This is a genomic window from Phenylobacterium montanum (genome assembly GCF_018135625.1).
GTDB lineage: Bacteria > Pseudomonadota > Alphaproteobacteria > Caulobacterales > Caulobacteraceae > Poindextera > Poindextera montana.
Genome location: NZ_CP073078.1, coordinates 148,786 through 170,237, shown reverse-complemented (window position 1 = coordinate 170,237; position 21,452 = coordinate 148,786). Strand labels below are relative to the sequence as shown.

The window sequence follows — 21,452 nt, the reverse complement described above, 5'->3', positions numbered from 1 at the left end:
TTGAGCGCAAGGGAGGAACGTCGACCTCCCTTGCGCCGCCTGCCCTATTTCCCGCCTTGGTGCGCCTCCGCGTACCCGGCATTGGCCTCGCTGATCACATAGGCCCGCACCGCCTCGGCGTCCGCCTCGCTGAGTTGCTTGGCGAAGCTGACCATGCCGTTGGACTTGCGCGAGCCGCCCAGGACCACGTCCTTGAAGTCGGCCGCATTGGCGATCAGCGGGCTGTAGCGCAGGTCCGGAATCACCCCGCCGCTGATGGCGTTGTAGCCATGGCAGACCAGGCAATTGCGGTTGAACAGCGAGTGGCCCTGGGTCACGACCTGGGCCGAGGCGGTCATGGCCGGGGGCTTCGGCATTTCGATCCGCTCCAGGTCCGGCTTCTGCAGCTTGGCGGCCCCGCCCAGCTTGTAGACCAGGATCTTGCCGTTCTCGGGCGTGCCGACCTTGGGCACGGCGAAGCCGGCGGCCAGGTAGAAGATCGAGCCGAAGCCCGCCCCAACCGCCACATACTGCTCGCCGTCCACGGTGTAGGTCATCGGGCCGGCCAGGGTCGCGGTGTAGGTGTCCGCGCTCCACAGCGGATTGCCGTTCGCCGCATCATAGGCGTTGAAGTGACCGTCGGCCGTGCCTTGGAACACCAGCCCGCCCCCGGTGGCGAGCGTTCCGCCGTTCCACGGGCCGACATGGGCCACGCGCCAGGCTTCCTTCTGCTTCACCGGGTCCCAGGCTAGCAGATAGCCCTTCAGGCTGTTCCTCATCGCCGCCCGGGCCTTGGGATCGGCCGGCAAGGTGTTGAGGTCGGTGTTGGTGGCCGTGTTCCACTCACCCGGCCGATAGGCGAACTTGTCGTCGGTGCCGAAGGCGCCGGGCACCTCCTGCGCCGGGATGTAGACCAGGCCGGTCTTGGGGCTGAACGCCATCGGGTGCCAGTTGTGGCCGCCGAAGCTGGACGGCAGCATGACGGTGGGCGCGGCCTTGTAGTGGTCGTCGCCGATCTCGATCGGCTTGCCGGTGGCCAGGTCCACACCCGAGGCCCAGGTCGTGGGCACGTAGTTCTTGGCCGAGATCAGCTTCCCGCTGGCCCGGTCGATCACATAGAAGAAGCCGTTCTTCGAGGCCTGCATCACCACCTTGCGCGGCTGGCCGTCGATGGTCAGGTCGGCGAGCGTCAAGGTCTGGGTCGAATCGAAATCCCAGCTGTCGCCCGGCGTGGTCTGGACGTGCCAGCGGTACTCGCCGGTGTCGGCGTCGACCGCGATGATCGAGGCCAGGTAAAGGTTGTCGCCGCCCTTGGGCGAGCGGGCCTTTTCGTCCCACGGCAAGCCGTTGCCGGTGCCGAAGAACAGGAGGTTGGTCTCCGGGTCGTAGGACATCGAATCCCACGGCGAGCCGCCGCCGCCCATGGTCCACCAGTCGCCGGACCAGGTCTTGGCCGCCGCCTCCATGGCCTTGTTCTCGAACGGCTTCTTGGGATCGCCGGGCACGGTGTAGAAGCGCCAGATCAGCTTGCCGTCGTCGGCGTCATAGGCCGAGACATAGCCCCGGACCCCGTACTCGGAGCCGGAATTGCCGACCATCACCTTCCCCTTGATGATCCGGGGGGCCATGGTGATGGTGTAGGGCTTGGTCTGGTCGACCGTGACCACGCTCCAGGCCGGCTGGCCGGTCTTGGCGTCCAGCGCGACCAGCCGCCCGTCCAGGGTCGCCACATAGACCCGGCCCTTCCAGACCGCCACGCCCCGGTTGACCACGTCGCAGCAGGCGTTGTGACCCACCTCGCGCGGGACCTTGGGGTCGTATTTCCACAGCTCCTTGCCGGTCTTGGCGTCCAGCGCATAGACCAGGCTCCAGGAGCTGGTCACGTACATCACCCCGTCCACGACGATCGGAGTGGTCTCGACGCCGCGGTTGGTCGACAGCTCGTAGGACCAGGCCAGGCCCAGGTCCTTGACGTTGGAGGCGTTGACCTTGTCCAGCGGGCTGAAGCGCTGCTCGCTGTAGGTGCGGCCATGGCTCATCCAGTTGCCCGGATCCTTGTCCGCCTCGGTCAGGCGCTGGGCGTCCACCGCCGCGGGGCCGTGGCCCATGTTGCAGCCCGCCAGGGCCATGGACGCGGCCAGAACCGCCGCCAAAGCTGCGCCGTAACCCCTCATCATCGCCTCCCCGCGCCGCCAGGAGTCCCGGTCGGCGTTGCTGATCGTCGTTTATGAAGCGACGCTAGCGAAGATCAGCGCGCTTTTGAACTGGTGACCCAACGGCATCTTGCGCTTTAGGCGCCTGGATGCGAGGCAGGCGGCAAGAAAAACCAAAAGACTGGGGAAGCCGATGACTGGCCGGACGCCTTGTTCGCCGCAGCCCAAGGGCCGCCGTCGTGCCCGCTGACCTGCCGCCCAATCCCGAGATCGTGGTGGTGCGGGCCGCCCGCCTGCCGCCGCGCCTTTCCGACGCCGCCTTCTCCGTGATCCAGCTCACGCCCAAGGATCTGGCGACGGCGCCCAGGCTGGACACGGCGCTGGAGCAGGTCCCGGGCGTTTCCCTGTTCCGCCGCACCTCAAGCCTCGCCGCCAACCCGACGACCCAGGGCGTCTCCACCCGGGCGATCGCCGGCTCGGGCGCCAGCCGCGCCTTGGTGACCCTGGACGGCGTGCCGCAGAACGACCCCTTCGGCGGCTGGGTGATCTGGACCAGCCTGCCGCCGGAGAACCTGGCCGGGGTCAATGTCGTCCGCGGGGCCGGCGCGGGCCCCTACGGCTCAGGCGCCCTGACCGGCGTGATCTCGCTGGACGAGGCCCAGCCCGCGCCGGGCGCCTGGAGCGGCGATGTGGAAGGCGGCGACGGCGGCCAGGCCCGCGCAGCGGGAATCGCGGCCCTGGCTGCGCCCGGCGGCGAGGTGGTGTTCAGCGCCGCCGGCGAGCACAGCGACGGCTGGGTTCCGGTCGAGGATCATCCGGGCGCCGCCGACACCCGGCTCACCCTGACCGACGCCAACGCCAGCCTCCGCTATTTGGCCGACCTCGGGCCCGGCGCCCTGGCGGCGCGGATTGCGGCGTTCGAAGAGGACCGTGGCGCCGGCCTGCGCGGCGCCCAGTCGCGCGCCCGCGGCGCCCAGGCCAGCCTGACCTACGCCCAGGCGCCCTCCGCCGGTCATTGGGGCTGGCGCGCCCAGGCCTGGGGCGACCTTTCCAACCTCTACAACAGCTCGGTGAGCGTCGCCGCGGGCCGCGTCTCCACCACCCTCTCCAACGTGCAGTACGACACCCCTGCCGACGGCTATGGCGCCAACATTGCGCTGCGCCGCCTGCTGGACCACGGCGAACTGGAGCTGGGCGGCGACCTGCGCGGCGCCAGCGGCGAGGACCGCGAGCATTTCAAGGCCGTGGCCGGGGTCCTGACCATGGATCGCCATGCCGGCGGCGAGACCCTGATGGGCGGGGTCTATGCCGAAGCGAGCGAGCATCTCGGCCCCTGGCTGCTGGTCGGCGCCGCTCGGGTCGACGATTGGTCCAGCTCCGATGGCCACCGCATCGAACACAAGATCAGCACCGGCGCTGTCACGCTGAACCTGCATCCGCCCGGCAAGGACCAGGCCCTGCCCAGCTTCCGCCTGGCCGTGCGCCGCGACCTGCCGGCCGACGGCTTCATCCGCCTGGCCGCCTATTCGGGTTTCCGCGCCCCTACGCTCAACGAACTCTACAGGCCCTTCCGCGTCGGCAACGACGTGACCGAGTCGAACCCGGCCCTGGTCCCGGAAAAGCTCTACGGAATCGAAGGCGGCGTCGGCCAGGACGGGGCGGTGCTGAAATGGAGCGCCACCGGCTTCTACAACCGCCTGGAAAAGGCCGTCGCCAACGTCACCATCGCCCATGGGCCGTTCCTCAGCCCTCTGGACGGCTTCATCGTCGCTGGCGGGACCCTGTTCCAGCGCGAGAACATTCCGGCTATCGACGCCCACGGGGTGGAGTTCGACTCCTCGCTCAGGGTCTCGGCCAACCTCACCACCCGCACCGCCTTCGCCTGGACCGAGGCCCGGGTCGATGGCGGCTCGAGCGCCCCGCAACTCACCGGCCTCAGGCCCGCCGAGACCCCGCGCCTGACTGCCAGCCTCGGCGCGACTTGGCGGCCGCTGGACCGGCTCGGCCTGACCGGCGACGTGCGCTACGAGAGCCTGAGGTTCGACGACGACCAGAACACCCGACGGCTCAATCCGGGGACCAATGTCGACGCCCGCGCCGACTGGCGGCTGAACGGCCACGCCAGCCTGTTCCTGGCCATGGACAACCTGTTCGACGCCAAGATCGCCACTGGCCACACGGCCTCGACCGCGACCGTGCCAGGCGCCACGAGCTATGACGAACCGCGGCGGTTCCGCGTCGGCCTCACCTTGCGCGGCGGGCCAGGCGCTTAGGACACGGGCGTTTGCTGGACGAATTCCAGCACGGCGTCGACATAGGCCTGGGCGTTGGATCGCGCCGCCGCAACGCCGCCAACCCCCGCAGCCTCCAGCGCGTCAAAGCCTGCGCCGGCGGAAAAGAGCGCCCGGAACGCCTCCTTCTCCAGGAGTGCGGTCGGCAGGATCTGGACCTCGTGCGCGCGCAACCGGTCCACGACCGCCTTCAGCGTGCGCGATCGGATCGCCGCCGGTATGCGTGTCAACAGGCAGGAGTGAGGCAGCGGGCGTCCGCCGCGCTGGCCGAAGTTCCGCACCATCTCGGCGGCCTTGATCGCCTGGGTGGCCTCCAGCTGCGATCCGGCGAGCGGCGTCAGCACCAGGTCGGGGCGAAGCGCGGTGAAAACCATCGCCCCCCTCTCGGTTCCCTCGGTGTCCAGGATCATCCAGTCCGGGTGGGTGCGCAGCGCCTCGCGCCGAGCATCGACGAAGTCGTGCAATGTGGGAGACGGATGCACGGACAGACGGTCCGGACGCCCAGGCAGCCTGGCCCACTCAACCAGCGGCTTGTTGGGGTCGGAATCGATCATCGCCACGCGTTGACCACGCTCGGCGAGCCCCAGGGCAAGGAGGAGAGCCGCCGTCGTCTTCCCGGCGCCGCCCTTCGGGCTGATGAAAGCGACACTGTGCAAGCGGTCTGCGGCCAGGTGGAGCCAGCCCCCTTTTCGATACGGAATTCAATGCGGCGCCCGGCCCGACAGCCGAGACCCGACCACGTCCACGATCGCCGTCGGCGCGCCTTGCCACCGACCCGCGAGCCGAACTCTGGGAAGTCTCGATAACACCCTTCCCTATCTGCAAGGAAGGTCCGCATTGAGGAACCCGGCCCCGCCCGGGCTATCGCGGGGGCGCCCAGCCGGCTTCCGGCATCTCGATGTCGATCTCGAGGGTCGAGACCGCCTCGCCCTGATCGAGCCGGACCACCACCTTGTCCCGCTCGATGGGCAGGTGGCGCGCGATCACCGCCAGGATCTCCTTTTCCAAAAGGGCGACAAGGTCCGCATGGCCGTCACCGGCCCGCTCGTGGGCCAGCAACAGTTGCAGCCGTTCATGGGCGACCGAGCCGGTCCGATTGCGGTTGAAGAAATTGAACAGGTTCATGCGACCGCAGCCCTGCGCTTGAACAGCCGCGCCATCAGGCCGCGCCGTTCGCCGGGCGTCTCGACCGCGATGACCTCGCCGAGCAGACGCCGGGCGGCCTGCTGATAGGCCCGCGCGACCGACGAGCCCGGATTGTGCAGCGGGACGGGGCAGCCGAGGTTGGACGCAGCCAGAACGTCCTGGCTCTCCTCGACCACGCCCAGCAACGGGATGGCGAGGATCTCGAGCACGTCCTTTACGCTCATCATGTCGCCTCTGGCGGCGCGGGCGGGATCGTAGCGCGTGAGCAGCAGGTGCTTTTCGATCGTCCCGCCCTCTTCGGCCAGGCGCGTCTTGGAGTCGAGCAGTCCGATGATGCGGTCGGAATCCCGCACGGAAGAGACCTCAGGATTGGCGACCACGACGGCGATGTCGGCGAAGCGCATGGCCAGGGTCGCGCCCTTGTCGATGCCGGCCGGGCTGTCGCAGATCACCCAGTCGAACTTCTGGCGCAGTTCGCCGATCACCTCGCCGACCCCGGCTTCGCTCAGAGCCTCCTTGTCCCGGGTCTGCGAGGCCGCGAGCAGGGACAGGGATTCGATCCGCCGGTCGCGGATCAGGGCCTGGGCGAGCTTGGCGTCGCCCTGGACCACATTGACCAGATCGAACACCACCCGGCGCTCGGCGCCCATGACGAGGTCCAGATTGCGCAGGCCCACGTCGAAATCCACGAGGGCGACGGATTGGCCGGCAAGGGCGAGCGCGGCGCCGAGCGAGGCGGACGAGGTGGTCTTGCCGACGCCCCCCTTGCCGGAGGTGACAACCATTACTTTCGACATGCAGCCACGGCTCCTTGTGTTTTGATGCTTGGACGGCGTCAGTCGAGCGCCAGGACTCTGAGCATTCCCCGGTCGCACCAGGCCTGGACGGCGCTGTCCCTCAGGGACTCTCCCCAGTCCTCGGCGGTGCGATAGACGCCGTTCACGGCGAGCAGTTCGGCGTCGAGCCGTCGGCAAAAGATGCGGGCCGCGTCGCCCGTCTTCAGACCGGCTATGGCCCGCCCGCGCAGCGCGCCGTAGACATGGATGGAGCCGCCGGCGATCACTTCGGCGCCCGAAGCCACCGAGCCGACCACGGTCACGTCTCCAGCCTCGAAATAGATCGACTCCCCGGAGCGGACAGGCCGTTCGACCAGCAGGGCCTGCGGCCCATCCGCCTGGGATTCGCCTGCATCCGTCTCTTCCCGCAAAGCGCCGTGCAGCACAGTCGGCAGGTGGCCCCAGCGCGTCTTCGCAAGCAGGCTTGGCTCCGCCCCTTCGACGCCGATCACCCTGAGATTTCGGCGCGCCAGTTCGTCGAGCGCTTCGACAACGAGGCCCTGCGCCGTTTCGCCGCCGACGATCCTGGCCAGATCCGCCACCACCGGCCGGTCGGCGAAGAACACCGCCGCACGCTGCAGATGGCGATCCAGGGCCGCGAACCAGTCGCCGAGCGGCGCCTCCGGCTCGACGATCAGGGCCATGAAGTTGCGGCCGCGGACCCGGACCCTGGGAAACTGAGCGGGCTCAAACACCGAGGAGGCATCCTGGCCGCCGGCGACCGGCCCTGCTCAGGTCGGGCCTGCCTGGGCCCACAACGCTTGGACTGATCCACAAAGCCCGGCGGACGTACATGCCCGACCTCCCACACCGACAACGCGCACTTGTCGGCGTAGGGCCCGGCAGCCGATTTCGTTCCCTCGATCCACAGCTGAATTGTCGGCGCAAGCGAGCGACTGGCGCGCCGGCTCGGCGCGATCTATGAGGCGGCGCATGATGCAGGACGGCGACGAGCGGGATGACGAAGGCGGCGGCTTCGATGTCGACGACTGGCAGCGGCTGCACGCCTTTGCCGACGCCGTGGCGACGCTCGATGACGTCCAGGCGGGCCGGGCGGTGTTCGCGCTCGGAGACACGGACGATCCGCAACCCATCGCCATGGACCTGCCCCAGCCCGTGATCTGGTGGGAGGAAGACGGCGAGCAGGCCGCGGTGGCGGTGCAGGCCGAGCAGCACACCGGGCCTGACGGCGAATGCTTGGAGGTGCTGGGCCTGATCCTGCCCGACGGCGGCTCGGCCGTGGCGCTCCTGGAAGACGTCGACCTGGTGGACGACACCGATCCCACCTGGCGCGATCTGGTCGCCCGGGCCATCGACGGGGCGGACGACTAGCCCATCCCGCCTACACCGGCAGCACCACCGTGTGCTTGACCTCCTCCAGCACCGCATAGGTCCGCGTCTCACGCACCCCCGGCATGCGCACCAGGATGTCGCCCAGGAAGGCGCGATAGGCCTCCATGTCCCGCACCCGGGCCTTGATCAGATAGTCGAAGCCGCCGGCGACCATGTGGCATTCCAGGATCTCGGGCGACAGGCGCACCGCGCGGGCGAAGGCGTCGAATACGTCGCTGGTGGTGCGGTCCAGGTGCACCTCGACGAAGATCAGAAGCGCGCGATCGACGCTGGCGGGATCGAGAAGCGCGACATAGCCTTGGATCACGCCCCGCTCGCGCAGGCGCCGCACCCGTTCGAAACAGGCGGCGGGCGAGAGATTACAGCGCTTGGCGAGTTCGGCGTTGGTGATGCGGCCGTCGTCCTGAACCACCCGCAGGATGCGGCGGTCGGTCTCGTCAAGAGCAAACGTGTCATTTCGACCATCCATACCGAACTTCCTTCGACAGAGACGCCATACATACAAAGCACATTTTCCGAATTTTCGCTTACACCGAAGACATGAAAATCGGGAAGATCGCCATGAACTGGGACGCGCTGGACGCCGGGAAATACCGCGACGAGGCCGAGGCGGTCGCCGCCCTGCTGGCCGCCGCGCCCTTGAGCCAAGCCGACCGGGCCGCCGTGCGCGCCGAGGCCGAGGGCCTGGTCCTGGCTACACGCAAGGCCGCCAAGCGCCAGGGCGTAGTGGAGAGCTTCCTGCAGGAGTTTTCGCTCGGCACCCGCGAGGGCCTGGCCCTGATGTGCCTGGCTGAGGCCCTGCTGCGCACCCCCGACGAGAGCACCCGCGACAAGCTGATCGCCGAGAAGATCAGCTCGGCCGACTGGGCCGCGCACATGGGCCGCTCGCCCAGCCTGTTCGTCAACGCCTCGACCTGGAGCCTGATGCTGACGGGCAAGCTGGTCGATGTCGACGACGAGGCCCGCATCGACCTGCCCGGCTTCCTGAAGCGCCTGGCCGGGCGTATCGGCGAGCCGGTGATCCGCAAGGCGGTGGGCGCGGCGGTCGGCATCATGGGCGAGCAGTTCGTGCTGGGCCAGACCATCGAGGCGGCGCTCAAGCGGGCCAAGGCCGAGGACCTGGTCTGCTCGTTCGACATGCTGGGCGAAGGCGCCCGCACCGCCGCCGACGCCAACCGTCACGAGGCGGCCTACGCCAAGGCCATTTCGGTGATCGCCGCGGCGGCCAAGGGCAAGGGTCCGGAAGCCGGCCACGGGGTCTCGGTCAAGTTGTCGGCCCTCTCGCCCCGCTACGAGGCGACCCAGGAGGCGCGTGTTTGGGAGGAACTCTATCCCCGCCTGAAGCGCCTGGCGGTGATGGCCGCCCAGGGCGATATCAACTTCACCCTCGACGCCGAAGAGGCCGACCGGCTGGTGCTGTCGCTGAAGATCCTCGAACGCCTTTGCACGGAGCCCGAACTGGCCGACTGGCGGGGCCTCGGCCTCGCGGTCCAGGCCTATCAGAAGCGCGGCGCCGAGGTGATCGCCACCCTCGCCGACCTCGCCCAGGCCACCGGCCGGCGGCTGATGGTGCGGCTGGTTAAGGGCGCCTATTGGGACAGCGAGATCAAGCGCGCCCAAGTGGGTGGACGGCCGGACTATCCGGTGTTCACCACCAAGCCGGCGACCGACCTCTCCTACCTGGTCTGCGCCAAGGCGCTGATCGAAGCCTCGCCGCACCTCTACGGCCAGTTCGCCACCCACAACGCCTATACCCTGGCCGCGGTGCGCCGCATGGCCGACGCGGCGGGCGTCAGAATCGAGTTCCAGCGCCTGCATGGCATGGGCGAAGCGCTCTACCGCGCCGCCGGCGACCTGCGCGGCGAGACCGTGCTGCGCGCCTACGCCCCGGTCGGCGGGCACGAGGACCTACTCCCCTACCTCGTCCGGCGCCTCCTGGAAAACGGGGCCAACACCTCGTTCGTGCACGCCCTGCTGGACGAGAAGACCCCGCCCTCGGCGGTGATCGTCGATCCGCAGCAAGCCGTCGAAGCCCGCCCCGGCCCGCACCCGCGCATCCCTCGCCCCGCCGATCTCTATGGTACGGCGCGCCGCAACTCGGCCGGCGCCGACCTCTCCGTGGCCGACGAGCGTCAGCGGCTGATCGCGGCGATCGCCGCGCTGGAAACAACTTCTCTCAGCGCCGGCCCGATCATCGGCGGCGCACTGAAGACCGGCGAGGCCGTGGCCGACGCCAAGAGCCCCTCCGACCACAAGGTCCTGGGCCGAGCCAGCGAAGCTGCCGCCGCCGACATCGACGAGGCTTTCCGCCTGGCCAAGGCGGCCCAGCCGGCCTGGGACCGGATCGGCGGCCCCGAACGCGCCAAGGTTCTGCGGGCCATGGGCGACGCCCTGGAAGCCGACGCCGACCGCCTGATCGCCATCCTCTGCCGCGAGGCCGGCAAGACCCTACCCGACGCCATTTCCGAGGTACGCGAGGCCGCCGATTTCTGTCGCTACTACGCCCATCTCGCCGAGACCCAGTTCGGCCAGGCCGACGTCCTGACCGGCCCGGTAGGCGAGACCAACACCCTGCACCTGCATGGCCGGGGCGTATTCGCCTGCATCAGCCCGTGGAACTTCCCGCTGGCCATCTTCACCGGCCAGATCGCCGCCGCCCTGGCCGCCGGCAACGGCGTCGTGGCCAAGCCTGCGGAGCAGACCCCGCTGGTCGCCGCGGCCGCCGTGCGCCTGTTCCACGCCGCTGGCATGGACCCTCGCCTCCTGGCCCTGGCGCCCGGCCGCGGCGAGACCGTGGGCGCGGCCCTGGTCAATCATCCCAGCCTCGACGGCGTCGCCTTCACCGGGGGCACCGAGACCGCCTGGGCGATCAACCGGCGGCTGGCGTCGCGCCTCGGCCCCATCGTGCCCTTCATCGCCGAGACCGGCGGGCTGAACGCCATGTTCGTCGACACCACCGCCCTGAAGGAGCAGGTGATCGACGACGTGATCGCCTCGGCCTTCGGCTCGGCCGGCCAGCGCTGTTCTGCCTTACGCATCCTGATGGTTCCGCACGAGACCGCCGACGCCCTGATCGAGGGCATCGCCGGGGCCATGGACGCCTTGGTGATCGGCGACTCAGCAGACCCGAAGACCGACATCGGCCCGGTGATCGACGCCGAGGCCCAGGCCGCGCTGCACCAGCACCTCAGCCGCCTCCGCCGCGAGGCCAAGGTGCTGCACCGCCTGGCCGCCCCCGACCAGGGAACCTTCTTCGGCCCGGTCCTGGCCGAGATCGCCCACGCTGGCGTCCTGGAAAAGGAAGTGTTCGGCCCGATCCTGCACATCGTCCGCTACGATCCGGAGGATCTCGCCGCCGCTGCCAAGCCCTTGGTGGACCGCGGCTATGGCCTGACCCTCGGCGTCCACAGCCGCCTGGAGCGCTTCGCCGAAGCCGTGATGGCCACGGTCCCCGCCGGCAACGTCTATGTGAACCGCTCGATCATCGGCGCGGTGGTGGGTGTGCAGCCCTTCGGCGGCGAGGGCCTCTCCGGCACCGGCCCGAAGGCCGGCGGCCCGCACGCCCTGACCCGCTTCGCCAGCGAGCGCGCCGTCAGCGTGAACATCGCCGCCCTCGGCGGGGACCCGGCCCTGCTCAATCTGAGCTGAACCGGCGGGCGAGCCTCACGTCTCTCCATGTTTTCGCCCCAGGTTTGCTATAGCTGGGGCGCAAAGGCCCGAAACTTGCTGCGGTGGCTAAGGCGAAGCTTTTCGCTGGCCCGCGCGTTTCGGATCGGGCCAAAGGGCGTGCAGGAGCGGTGACGATGCGGATCGGGTCGATTGGGCTGGGCGTGCTGCTACTGGCGGTCGCCGCGGGGAGCCAGGCCGGCGCTCAGATCTATGGCCAGAAGCCCGCGCCGCCGGTGCTCTATCCGCAGCAGCATCCGATGGCCACCCCCGCACCCAATCCCAACGGAGCCGCTCAGCCGGGCAACGGCCAGACCCCCTACGGCGCTCGCCCCAACGTGCTGCCCTATAACCCGCCAGCCACGCCCCTCCCGGCCGACCCCAACGTCGCCACGGCCAGGAATCCCGTTTACGGCGCTGCGTTGGATCCATCCGGCTATGGCTGGTGCCGCTATACCGACGACGCCCACAAGCGGACCTTCTATTCCGCCCCCTTCCCCGGCTCGCCCAAGCACGACACGACCCCGCGCGACGCGGCCTTCGCCGACTATATCCACCGCGTCTATCCGGGTTTCAAAGGCAACGTCGACTGCTACTGGCAACCCTTTGACAGTGCTTACGAATCCCGCGCAACCGAGGAGCACAACGAGTCCGCCGACCAGTTACGCAACTACCAGATGCAGAACACGCAGTGGAAGCCGACGGCTTGACGCGAAGCCTCAGCCAGGCCAGGCGATCAATTCCCTGAGCACCTGGGGGGCGAGCCCCGGCAGGTCTTCCGAAATCAGGCCCGGGCCGTGCAACTCCGCCGCCCGCGCATGGATCCAGACCGCTGCGCAGGTGGCTTCAAAACTGTCCATGCCCTGGGCGATCAGGCCGCCGATGAAGCCGGCCAGAACATCCCCCGAGCCGGCCGTGGCCAGCCAGGCCGAGCCGTTGGTATTGACCGCGCAGCGGCCGTCGGCGGCGGCGATCACCGTATCCGGCCCCTTGATCAGCACCACAGCGTGAGCCTTGGCCGCCGCCTGGCGCGCGGCGCTGATCCGCTCGGGCGCCGACTTCAGCAGTCCCGGGAAAATCCGTTCGAACTCGCCGACGTGCGGGGTCAGCACGTCGTCGCGGTCGAGCACCGAGAACAGCTCGGCCGGATCGTCGCGAAAGGCGGTCAGGGCGTCGGCGTCGACCACCAGGGCCGCGCCGGTGCGGGCCAGAGCGAACAGATTGGCCACTGTGGCCTCATTGACGCCGGCCGCCGGGCCGATGATCGCCGCGTCGGCGTGGCCGGCGGCGGTCTCAAGTTCCAGGTCGGTGTCGAACGGGCGCAGCATGACCGCCTCGCTGTGGGCGGCGTTGACACCGAGGGCGTCCGGCGGCGACAGCAAGGTCACGAGGCCGGCGCCGATGCGCAGGCCGGCGCGGGCGGCGAGGCGCGCCGCGCCCGTGCTCCACATCTCGCCGCTGATCACGATCAGCCGGCCGCGGGCGTGCTTGTGCGAGGCGGCGTCCGGCCAGGGCATCTTGGCCGCCCAATTGTCGGGATGGTTCTCCACCAGGCTGGTCGGGACCGGGGCCAGGCCGATGTCGCCGACCACCACCTCGCCGCACAATCCCCTTCCCGGTTCAATGACATGGGCCGGCTTCTTGCGATGGAAGGTGACTGTCAGGTCCGCCTTGGGCGCGTAGCCGAGCGGCCCGCCGAGGTCGCCCGAGAGGCCTGAGGGCAGGTCGATGGCGACCACCACCGCGCCGCTGGTCTCGGCCAGGCGCAGGGTTTCGGCGACGATGGAGTCGAGGCGCTTGGAAAGCCCCGCGCCGAACACGGCGTCCACCACCAGCTTCGCATCGCCGATCGACCGCGGCACGAGGGCCTCGACCGGCCCGTCCCATTCCGCTGCAGCGAGCGCGGCGTCGCCCTTCAGCTGGCCGCGATCGCCCAGCAGGGCCACGCGCACCGGCCAGCCCGCGGCGGCTAGCAGCCGCGCGACCACGAAGCCGTCGCCGCCATTGTTGCCCGGCCCGCACAGCACCACCGTGTCCCGCGCCGTCCAGCGCGCCTGGATCGCCGCGGCGACCGCCTGACCCGCCCTGGCCATCAGCACCGCGCCCGGCGTCCCCGCCTCGATCGCCGCCCGGTCCGCCGCGGTCATCTCGGCGACAGTGAGGATATCGTGGTCGGCCATGGTTTCGTCCCGGCTGGCGCAGATGCCACCCCGAATTAGGCGAGCCGACGCGTTCGGGAAAGGTATCTTGCAAGGATAAGGTGACGGCAGGCGCTGACGGTGATTTGGTATCGCCCAGCAGGCGGACGCGCGATAAGAGGGCCGCCTGAGCCAAAGGAGTTTTCATGTCCGCCGTCGCGCAACGCCTTGCCAGCCTTGGGATCATCCTGCCGCAGCCCGTGGCCCCCGTGGCCAACTATGTTCCCTTCGTGCGCGCGGGCGCCCTGGTGCATATTTCCGGCCAGGTGTCTGTGGACGCCAACGGCGGCGTGCGCGGCGTGGTCGGCCAGGATGTCGACCTGGAAACCGCCCAGCGCGCGGCGCGACTCTGCGGAATCAACCTTCTGACCCAGATGAACGCCGCCTGCGACGGCGACCTGGACCGCGTGGTGCGGGTGGTCAAGCTGGGCGGCTTCGTCCAGGCGGGGCCGGACTTCTTCGACATCCCGAAGGTGGTCAACGGCTGTTCCGACGTGATGGTCGAGGCCTTCGGCGAGGCGGGGCGGCACGCCCGCTCGGCTGTGGGCGTCTACCGGCTGCCGCTGAATTTCGCCGTCGAGGTCGACGCGGTGGTGGAGGTTCGCTGAGGGAGGTCCGATGAGCCTGACAGACGAGCTCGATCCAAGGTCCAGGTTCGGCGAAGCCTGGGACCTGCTGTTCAAGCCTCCGGTCGCCCACCGGGGGCTGTGGAACGGTGATGGCGCGCCGGAAAATTCCCTGGCCGCTTTCCAGGCCGCCTGCGCCCACGGCTACGGGATCGAGCTGGACGTGCAGCTCTCGGCCGACGGCGAAGCCATGGTGTTCCACGACGGCAAGCTGGAGCGCATGACCGGCGCGCCCGGTCGGATCGGCGACCATACTGCGGCCGACCTGGCCGAACTCAGGCTGAACGGCTCGGACGAGGGAGTCCCTACCCTGACCGAAGCCCTGGCCCTGGTCGGCCATCGGGCGATGGTGCAGATCGAGCTGAAGATCCCCGCCGGCGAGGTCGGGCCGCTGGAGAAGCGGGTGCACGAGGTCCTGATCGATCACAACGGCCCAGTGGCCGTGATCGGTTTCAACCCCTATTCCCATGCCTGGTTCGCCCAGCACCACCCCAAGATTCTTCGCGGGCTCGACAGCTACGGCTATGCCGACGAGGGGGCCCGCAAGCTGGCGCCCGAGCAGAGGCAGGCTTATGCGCGGCTGGAACACGTATCCATCGCCCGGCCGCATTTCCTGGCCCTGGGGGTCGACATGCTGCCCAGCGCCAAGGCGGCCGAACTGCGCCGCCAGGGCATGCCCGTGATCGCCTGGACCGTGCGTAGCACCGAGGAGTGGGACCGGCTGAAGCCGCATTGCGACAACCTGATCTTCGAGGGTTTCGCCGCGTGATCAGCGTCAAGCCGGCTGTGAGGATTCACAGCCGGATCAGCGAAATCGGCCGCGAAGCGTGGGACGCCTGCGCCGGCAATCCCGATTACCAGGCCAATCCCTTCGTCGCCTTCCACTTCCTGGACGCCCTGGAAGAGTCCAATTGCGCGGTCGAACGCGCTGGCTGGGGGCCTCGCCATATCGCCGTCGAGGACGAGACCGGCCGGGTTGCGGCGTTGATGCCACTCTATCTGAAATCTCACAGCCAGGGCGAATACGTCTTCGACCACGCCTGGGCCGACGCCTACGAGCGGGCCGGCGGGAGTTACTATCCAAAACTGCTGTGCGCCTCGCCGTTCTCGCCGGTGACCGGGCCGCGGATGCTGGTGCGGCCGGATGTCGATGCGCAGGCGGCGCGCCGGGTGCTGTTGGGCGGAGCCCTCCTGGTCTGCGAGCGGGCGCGCGCCTCCTCTCTCCACGTCAACTTCCCCACCGGCGAGGATTGGCGGTTCCTGGGCGAACAGGGCCTCTTGCAACGGCAGAACCTGCAATACCACTGGCGTAATCAGGGCTATTCAACCTTCGACGACTTCCTGGCGGCGCTCTCGTCCGGCCGGCGCAAGACCATCCGCCGCGAACGGCGCGACGCCCAGGCCGGGCTCGAAATCCTTGCCCTGACCGGCGCGGATATCACCGAGGACCACTGGGACGCCTTCTTCGCCTTCTACATGGACACCGGCGGGCGCAAGTGGGGCCGGCCCTATCTGAACCGGCTGTTTTTCTCGCTGCTGGGCGAGCGCATGGCCGACCAGGTGTTGCTGATCATGGCCCGCCGCGGCGGGCGCTGGATCGCGGGGGCCCTGAACCTGATGGGCGCCGACTGCCTCTATGGCCGCAACTGGGGCTGCGTCGAGGACGTGCCCTTCCTGCACTTCGAGCTGTGCTACTACCAGGCCATCGAGCAGGCGATCCTGCGGGGCCTGCCCCGGGTCGAGGCGGGCGCCCAGGGCGAGCACAAGATCGCCCGCGGCTATCTGCCCTCGCCCGTCTATTCCGCCCACTGGATCGCCGACCCGGCCCTGCGCGACCCGGTCGCCCGCTTCCTGGCGCAGGAGCGCGACCGGGTGCAGGGCGAGATGGAGTGGCTGGAGGAGGAATATTCGCCCTTCCGCCAGGGGGGCGGCGATACGCCGCAAACTTGACGTCGCCCATCGACCCGAATCCGAATCTAAGTACGAACGTATTGTTTCTCCCGGTTTCCGCATGAAGTCGCAGAATAGGTTTGATTTGGACGAGATCGGCCGGCTCGACACGCTGCTCGCCGAACACATCGACCACTTCCATCAGAGCGGAGTTTCGGCGGCTCAGTGGCGGGACTATACGGCCGCCATGGCCGAGGCGCCTCTGCTCGATCCGACCTTACAGCTGAAGTCCCGGTATCTGCTCTGCATCCGCGACCTGCGCGGCCGATTCGTCAAATTGAGCCAATCCTGGGAGGCCAATCTGGACTTCCGATTGAGCGAGTTGCAGGGCGCGCCGCTGCTCCGGCTGGTCCATCCGGCCGATGTCTGGGCCACGCACGATCGCATGGAGGCGGTCCGCAGCGGCCGCGGCGCCGGTGGTTTTTCCAACCGCTACCGGCGCCGCTCCGGTGGTTATCGGCGACTCGAATGGACCTCGCGCCTGTTCGGCGACCTGGTCTATGGCGTCGCCCACGACGTCACCGAACTCGTCGGCGCTGAGGATCTCTAGCCGACTGGAAGAGTCCGAAAACCGCGAGCGAACCGGCCCGCGGCCCACTACATTCCGCGCATGAGCATGACGGGCTTCTGCTTTTTCCAGACCGAGATCGGCGCCTGCGGCCTTGCCTGGCGCGAGCAGGGGCTGGTGCGTGTTATGCTGCCAGAGGCTGACGGTTCAGCCGCCCTCACAGCCCTGCGCCGGCGCTTCCCCGACCTCGCCGAGGCCGAACCGCCAGCGTACGTTCAAGAGGCGATCGAGCGCATCAAGGCCCTGATGGCCGGTCAGCGGATCGACCTTTCGGACATCGACCTGGATCTCGAAACGGTCTCCGCCTTCGATCGCCGGGTCTATGCGGTCGCCCGGGCGATCCCGCCGGGCGAGGTCCTGACCTATGGCGAGATCGCCGAGCGGCTGGGCGACAAGCTGCTGGCGCGCGAGGTGGGCCAGTCCATGGGCCGAAATCCCTGGCCGATCGTGGTGCCCTGCCACCGCGTGCTGGGCGCCGGCGGCAAGATGACCGGCTTCTCGGCTCCCGGCGGGGTGAACACCAAGGAACGGATGCTGGCGATCGAGGGCTATTTCCCGGGCGGCCAGCCTTCGCTGTTCGGCTGAGCTTGCCAGACCCACGATCTGAGATCACACTTACTGCATGTCTTGGCCTGACGAGATCACCCTGAGCGGCGAGCATGTTCGCCTGGAACCCCTGACCCCCGCGCACCACGACGCCCTGGTGGAGGCCGTGCGCGACGGCGAGCTCTGGCGGCTGTGGTACACCAACATTCCATCGCCCGAGGGCATGGCGGCCGAGATCGATCGACGCCTGGGCTTGCGCGAAAAGGGCTCCATGCTGCCCTTCGCCGTGATCGAGCCCGCGAGCGGCCGGCCGGTCGGCATGACCACCTACATGAACATCGACGCCGCCAGCCGGCGGGTCGAGATCGGCTCGACCTGGTACCGCAAGGCGGTGCAGCGCTCGCCGCTGAACACCGAGGCCAAGTTCCTGCTGCTGCGCCACGCTTTCGAAACCCTGGACTGCATCGCCGTCGAGTTCCGCACCCACTTCTTCAACCACGCCAGCCGGCGAGCGATCGAGCGCCTGGGCGCCAAGCTGGACGGCGTCCTGCGCAACCACATCCGCAGCCCGGACGGGACCCTGCGCGACACCTGCGTCTATTCGATCATCGCGGGCGAGTGGCCGGCGGTGCGCTCGCACCTGACCTTCCAGATGCAGAAGCCGCGGGCATGAAGCCCTAGCAGGCTTCCCAAGCCTGCCGCAGCCAGGCCGCCACCTCGCCGTCGACATCCGCCGGGCCGGTGAGCAACAGGTTCGCGGTCAGGCGCTCGGCCCAATTCTCGCTCCTGCCACGGGGCTTCAGCCGCGGGCTCTCATCGGCCGGAACCGCCAGCCCCAGCGAGACGCCGCCCTTCACCGGCTTGAGGGCGCAGAACTGGATGTTGCGGGAAAAGGCGGTGTAGGTCTTGCGCGCGCCCATCACCACACCCGGCAGGGCGCCCGCCTGCTCGCGCACCGCCTCGAACACTGCCCGGGCGGCAGGATCCTTCCACAGCGCATCGAGCAGCTTGTCGGGCTCGTCCCAGGCCATTTCGGCGCCGAACGCTTCGCCCAGCACATAGCTCGCCCGGTTCTGGGCCAGGCCGTGGACATCCTTGAACCATTTCAGGCGGGCCCGATGGCCGGCCTCGGGGCAGGTCCGGGCTATCGCAACCCATTCGGGCAAGGATCTGCCGGTGGCCTGCTCCAGATTGGCCCTGACGGACTCGAACCATTTACGTTGGCGCTCGGTCAGGCTGGCTTCGGCCATGTTCCACCGCCCCCGGGGGTTTGCTAGGACATGGGGCGAGACTGGCCCGCAGCGCGGAGGACCGCAACCATGAGCCTCAACGGCGACTATGACGAGAACAACATCTTCGCCAAGATCGTCCGCGGCGAGCTGCCCTCGGCCAGGGTGTTCGAGAACGCCCATGTGCTGGCCTTCATGGACGTGTTTCCCCAGAGCCGCGGCCACACCCTGGTGGTCTCCAAGCAGAGCAAGGCGCGCAACCTGCTGGATATCGAGCCGGAGGACCTGGCCCATCTGATCCAAGGGGTGCAACGGGTCACCCACGCGGTCAACGCCGCCCTCAAGCCCGACGGCATCGTGGTCACCCAGTTCAACGGCGCCCCGGCCGGCCAGACCGTCTACCACCTGCACTTCCACATCATTCCGCGCTGGGAAGGCGTGCCCCTCGGCCGCCACGCCGGCGGCGCCATGGCCAATCCGGAAGAACTGGCCGAACTCGCGCACCTGATCGCGGGGCAGATCAGCTGAGGCGCCAATGAAAAGGGCGGCCCGCGAGGACCGCCCTTTCCTATCTGATCTTGGAACCCGCCCTACTCCGCCAGGGCCGGCTCCTCTTCGCCCGCCGTCTGGCCGCCGCCGGTCCCTTCGAAGTCGAAGGCCAGCTTGCCGTCCTTCAGCGAGACGCGGACGTGGCCGCCGCGGACCAGCCGGCCGAACAGGATCTCGTCGGCCAGGGGCTTCTTGATGTTCTCCTGGATCACCCGGGCCAGCGGCCGGGCGCCATAGAGTTCGTCGAAGCCGTTCTTGGCCAGCCAGTCGGCAGCGTCGTCGTCCAGCGAGACGGTGACGTGGCGGTCGGCCAGTTGAGCCTCCAGCTGCAGCACGAACTTGTGCACCACCTGGCGGATGATCTCCGGCGTCAGCGACTTGAAGGCCACCACCGCATCCAGGCGGTTCCTGAATTCCGGCGTGAAAATCCGCTTGATCGCCGCCTCGTCCTCGCCCTCGCTGCGCCCACGGCCGAAGCCGATCGAGTTGCGCTGGGCGTCGGAGGCGCCGGCGTTGGTGGTCATGATCAGGACCACGTTGCGGAAATCGACCTTCTTGCCCACCGCATCGGTCAGCGAGCCGTGGTCCATGACCTGAAGCAGGATGTTGTAAACGTCCTGGTGGGCCTTCTCGATCTCGTCCAGCAGCACCACGGCGTGCGGGTGCTGGTCGACGGCGTCGGTCAGAAGCCCGCCCTGATCATGGCCCACATAGCCCGGAGGCGCGCCGATCAGGCGGCTGACCGTGTGCCGCTCCATATATTCCGACATGTCGAAGCGCAGGAGCTCGATGCCGAGGGTGTCGGCCAGCTGGCGCGCGGTCTCGGTCTTGCCGGTGCCGGTAGGACCCGAGAACAGGTAGCAGCCGATCGGCTTTTGCGGGTCACGCAGGCCGGCGCGGGCCATCTTCATCGCTGCGGACAACTGATGGATGGCGTCGTCCTGGCCATAGACCGCGCGGCGTAGGTCGCCTTCCAGCTGCTTCAGCGCCTCGGTGTCGGACTTGGAGACCGACTTGGGCGGAATGCGGGCGATCTTGGAGACGACGGACTCGATCTCCTTCAGGCCGATGGTCTTCTTGCGCCGCGATTCCGGCAGCAGCATCTGCGAGGCGCCCGCCTCGTCGATGATGTCGATCGCCTTGTCCGGCAGCTTGCGGTCGGTGATGTAGCGGGCCGACAGCTCCACCGCCGCCTTCAGCGCCTCGTTGGTGTAGCGCAGCTTGTGGAAGTCCTCGTAGTAGGTCTTCAGGCCCTTGAGGATCTTCAGGGTGTCGTCGATGGTCGGCTCGTTGACGTCGATCTTCTGGAACCGGCGCACCAGGGCGCGGTCCTTCTCGAAGTGCTGGCGGAACTCCTTGTAGGTGGTCGAGCCCATACAGCGCAGGGTGCCCGACGCCAGGGCCGGCTTGAGCAGGTTCGAAGCGTCCATGGCCCCGCCGCTGGTGGCGCCGGCGCCGATCACCGTGTGGATCTCGTCGATGAACAGGATGGCGTTGGGGTGGTTCTCCAACTCCTTGACCACCTGCTTGACCCGCTCCTCGAAGTCACCGCGATAGCGGGTGCCGGCCAGGAGCGAGCCCATGTCCAGCGAGAAGATGGTCGCCCCGTTCAACACCTCAGGGACCTGGTGGTTGACGATCTTGCGCGCCAGGCCCTCGGCGATGGCGGTCTTGCCGACGCCCGGGTCGCCGACCAGCAGCGGGTTGTTCTTGGTGCGGCGGCACAGGATCTGGATGCAGCGCTCCACCTCGCCGGCGCGGCCGATCAAGGGGTCGACCTTGCCCTGCTTGGCCTTCTCGTTGAGGTTGACGCAGTAGGCCTCCAGGGCTTCGCCGCCGGTCTTGACCGCCGGCTTGCCGCCCTCTTCCTCGCCTTCGGTCGCGCCTTTCACCGGGCGCGCCTCCGAGGCGCCGGCCTTCTTGGCGATGCCGTGGGCGATGAAATTGACCGCGTCGTAGCGGGTCATTTCCTGCTCCTGCAGGAAATAGGCGGCGTGGCTCTCGCGCTCGGAGAAGATCGCCACCAGCACGTTGGCGCCGGTGACGTCGTCGCGAGCCGAGGACTGCACGTGGATCACCGCGCGCTGCATGACGCGCTGGAACCCGGCGGTCGGCTTGGCGTCCTCGCCGTCGTCCACCACCAGCGAGCTCAGCTCGGTGTCCAGGTAGTTGATCAGGCTCTTCTTCAGCGCCGTCAGGTCGACGTCGCAGGCGTTCATGACCGCCGACGCGTCGGCGTCGTCAATGAGCGCGAGGAGCAGGTGCTCGAGGGTCGCATACTCGTGCTTACGCTGGTTGGCGTAAGCCACGGCGCGGTGGATGGACTCTTCGAGATTGCGTGAGAATGACGGCAATTGAGACC

General features: G+C 68.6%; 20 protein-coding genes. 11 read left to right on the top strand and 9 right to left on the bottom strand.

Annotated elements, in window-relative coordinates; genetic code table 11:
- Positions 1 to 44: 44 nt before the first annotated feature.
- Positions 45 to 2,153 (bottom strand): PQQ-dependent dehydrogenase, methanol/ethanol family, encoded by a 2,109-nt coding sequence (locus KCG34_RS00855; RefSeq protein ID WP_211938527.1) that lies wholly within the window; start codon positions 2,151 to 2,153, stop codon positions 45 to 47.
- Between the two features lie 218 nt (positions 2,154 to 2,371).
- Between KCG34_RS00855 and KCG34_RS00850 the strand changes: the two genes are divergently transcribed.
- Positions 2,372 to 4,405, top strand: coding sequence for a TonB-dependent receptor (locus KCG34_RS00850; protein WP_249138165.1), 2,034 nt, complete (start codon positions 2,372 to 2,374; stop codon positions 4,403 to 4,405).
- Here the strand turns inward: KCG34_RS00850 and KCG34_RS00845 are convergent.
- The 4 genes from KCG34_RS00845 to minC all read right to left on the bottom strand — a co-directional run bounded on the left by KCG34_RS00845 (position 4,402) and on the right by minC (position 7,100).
- Complete coding sequence (locus KCG34_RS00845) at positions 4,402 to 5,079, bottom strand: nucleotide-binding protein (RefSeq protein WP_211938526.1); 678 nt, start codon at positions 5,077 to 5,079, stop codon at positions 4,402 to 4,404. The genes KCG34_RS00850 and KCG34_RS00845 overlap by 4 nt on opposite strands.
- A gap of 205 nt (positions 5,080 to 5,284) precedes the next feature.
- A complete protein-coding gene (gene minE, locus KCG34_RS00840; protein WP_211938525.1) occupies positions 5,285 to 5,548 on the bottom strand; it encodes a cell division topological specificity factor MinE in 264 nt (87 codons plus the stop codon).
- Entirely contained in the window at positions 5,545 to 6,366 is an 822-nt protein-coding gene (minD, locus tag KCG34_RS00835) for a septum site-determining protein MinD (protein WP_211938524.1), read from the bottom strand. Before minD ends, minE begins: the two co-directional genes overlap by 4 nt.
- A 38-nt stretch (positions 6,367 to 6,404) precedes the next feature.
- Entirely contained in the window at positions 6,405 to 7,100 is a 696-nt protein-coding gene (gene minC / locus KCG34_RS00830) for a septum site-determining protein MinC (protein ID WP_249138164.1), read from the bottom strand.
- Positions 7,101 to 7,338: 238 nt separating this feature from the next.
- On the opposite strand from minC, the gene KCG34_RS00825 reads away from it, so the two are divergent.
- On the top strand, positions 7,339 to 7,737 hold the full coding sequence (locus KCG34_RS00825) for a hypothetical protein (RefSeq protein WP_211938523.1): 399 nt from the start codon (positions 7,339 to 7,341) through the stop codon (positions 7,735 to 7,737).
- 10 nt (positions 7,738 to 7,747) lie between these two features.
- Here KCG34_RS00825 and KCG34_RS00820 read toward each other — a convergent pair whose 3' ends face one another.
- Positions 7,748 to 8,227 (bottom strand): Lrp/AsnC ligand binding domain-containing protein, encoded by a 480-nt coding sequence (locus KCG34_RS00820; RefSeq protein ID WP_211938522.1) that lies wholly within the window; start codon positions 8,225 to 8,227, stop codon positions 7,748 to 7,750.
- A 92-nt stretch (positions 8,228 to 8,319) separates the two neighbouring features.
- Between KCG34_RS00820 and putA the strand changes: the two genes are divergently transcribed.
- Positions 8,320 to 11,406 carry a bifunctional proline dehydrogenase/L-glutamate gamma-semialdehyde dehydrogenase PutA gene (gene putA, locus KCG34_RS00815; RefSeq protein WP_211938521.1) on the top strand — a complete coding sequence of 1,029 codons (3,087 nt, stop codon included), beginning with the start codon at positions 8,320 to 8,322 and terminating at the stop codon, positions 11,404 to 11,406.
- A 155-nt stretch (positions 11,407 to 11,561) separates the two neighbouring features.
- Positions 11,562 to 12,134, top strand: a complete 573-nt coding sequence (locus KCG34_RS00810; protein WP_211938520.1) for a hypothetical protein — start codon at positions 11,562 to 11,564, stop codon at positions 12,132 to 12,134.
- A 9-nt stretch (positions 12,135 to 12,143) separates the two neighbouring features.
- On the opposite strand, the gene KCG34_RS00805 is transcribed toward KCG34_RS00810, so the two are convergent.
- Positions 12,144 to 13,604 (bottom strand): NAD(P)H-hydrate dehydratase, encoded by a 1,461-nt coding sequence (locus KCG34_RS00805; RefSeq protein ID WP_211938519.1) that lies wholly within the window; start codon positions 13,602 to 13,604, stop codon positions 12,144 to 12,146.
- Positions 13,605 to 13,768: 164 nt separating this feature from the next.
- On the opposite strand from KCG34_RS00805, the gene KCG34_RS00800 reads away from it, so the two are divergent.
- The 6 genes from KCG34_RS00800 to KCG34_RS00775 all read left to right on the top strand — a co-directional run bounded on the left by KCG34_RS00800 (position 13,769) and on the right by KCG34_RS00775 (position 17,985).
- Positions 13,769 to 14,230 (top strand): RidA family protein, encoded by a 462-nt coding sequence (locus tag KCG34_RS00800; protein ID WP_211938518.1) that lies wholly within the window; start codon positions 13,769 to 13,771, stop codon positions 14,228 to 14,230.
- 10 nt (positions 14,231 to 14,240) lie between these two features.
- Positions 14,241 to 15,017, top strand: a complete 777-nt coding sequence (locus tag KCG34_RS00795; protein WP_211938517.1) for a glycerophosphodiester phosphodiesterase — start codon at positions 14,241 to 14,243, stop codon at positions 15,015 to 15,017.
- A complete protein-coding gene (locus KCG34_RS00790) occupies positions 15,017 to 16,198 on the top strand; it encodes a GNAT family N-acetyltransferase (protein ID WP_376788229.1) in 1,182 nt (393 codons plus the stop codon). The genes KCG34_RS00795 and KCG34_RS00790 overlap by 1 nt, the downstream gene beginning before the upstream one ends.
- An 85-nt stretch (positions 16,199 to 16,283) precedes the next feature.
- The gene (locus KCG34_RS00785; RefSeq protein WP_211938515.1) at positions 16,284 to 16,748 is read left to right on the top strand and encodes a PAS domain-containing protein; all 465 of its coding nucleotides are present in this window, start codon (positions 16,284 to 16,286) and stop codon (positions 16,746 to 16,748) included.
- Positions 16,749 to 16,808: 60 nt separating this feature from the next.
- The gene (locus KCG34_RS00780) at positions 16,809 to 17,351 is read left to right on the top strand and encodes a methylated-DNA--[protein]-cysteine S-methyltransferase (RefSeq protein ID WP_249138163.1); all 543 of its coding nucleotides are present in this window, start codon (positions 16,809 to 16,811) and stop codon (positions 17,349 to 17,351) included.
- Positions 17,352 to 17,388: 37 nt separating this feature from the next.
- Positions 17,389 to 17,985, top strand: a complete 597-nt coding sequence (locus KCG34_RS00775; protein ID WP_211938514.1) for a GNAT family N-acetyltransferase — start codon at positions 17,389 to 17,391, stop codon at positions 17,983 to 17,985.
- 4 nt (positions 17,986 to 17,989) lie between these two features.
- Here KCG34_RS00775 and KCG34_RS00770 read toward each other — a convergent pair whose 3' ends face one another.
- Positions 17,990 to 18,562: a DUF5655 domain-containing protein gene (locus KCG34_RS00770; RefSeq protein ID WP_211938513.1), complete on the bottom strand. Its 573-nt coding sequence runs from the start codon at positions 18,560 to 18,562 to the stop codon at positions 17,990 to 17,992.
- 69 nt (positions 18,563 to 18,631) lie between these two features.
- On the opposite strand from KCG34_RS00770, the gene KCG34_RS00765 reads away from it, so the two are divergent.
- Positions 18,632 to 19,069, top strand: coding sequence for an HIT family protein (locus KCG34_RS00765; protein WP_211938512.1), 438 nt, complete (start codon positions 18,632 to 18,634; stop codon positions 19,067 to 19,069).
- A 62-nt stretch (positions 19,070 to 19,131) separates the two neighbouring features.
- On the opposite strand, the gene clpA is transcribed toward KCG34_RS00765, so the two are convergent.
- On the bottom strand, positions 19,132 to 21,444 hold the full coding sequence (gene clpA, locus KCG34_RS00760) for an ATP-dependent Clp protease ATP-binding subunit ClpA (protein WP_211938511.1): 2,313 nt from the start codon (positions 21,442 to 21,444) through the stop codon (positions 19,132 to 19,134).
- Between the last annotated feature and the right edge of the window lie 8 nt (positions 21,445 to 21,452).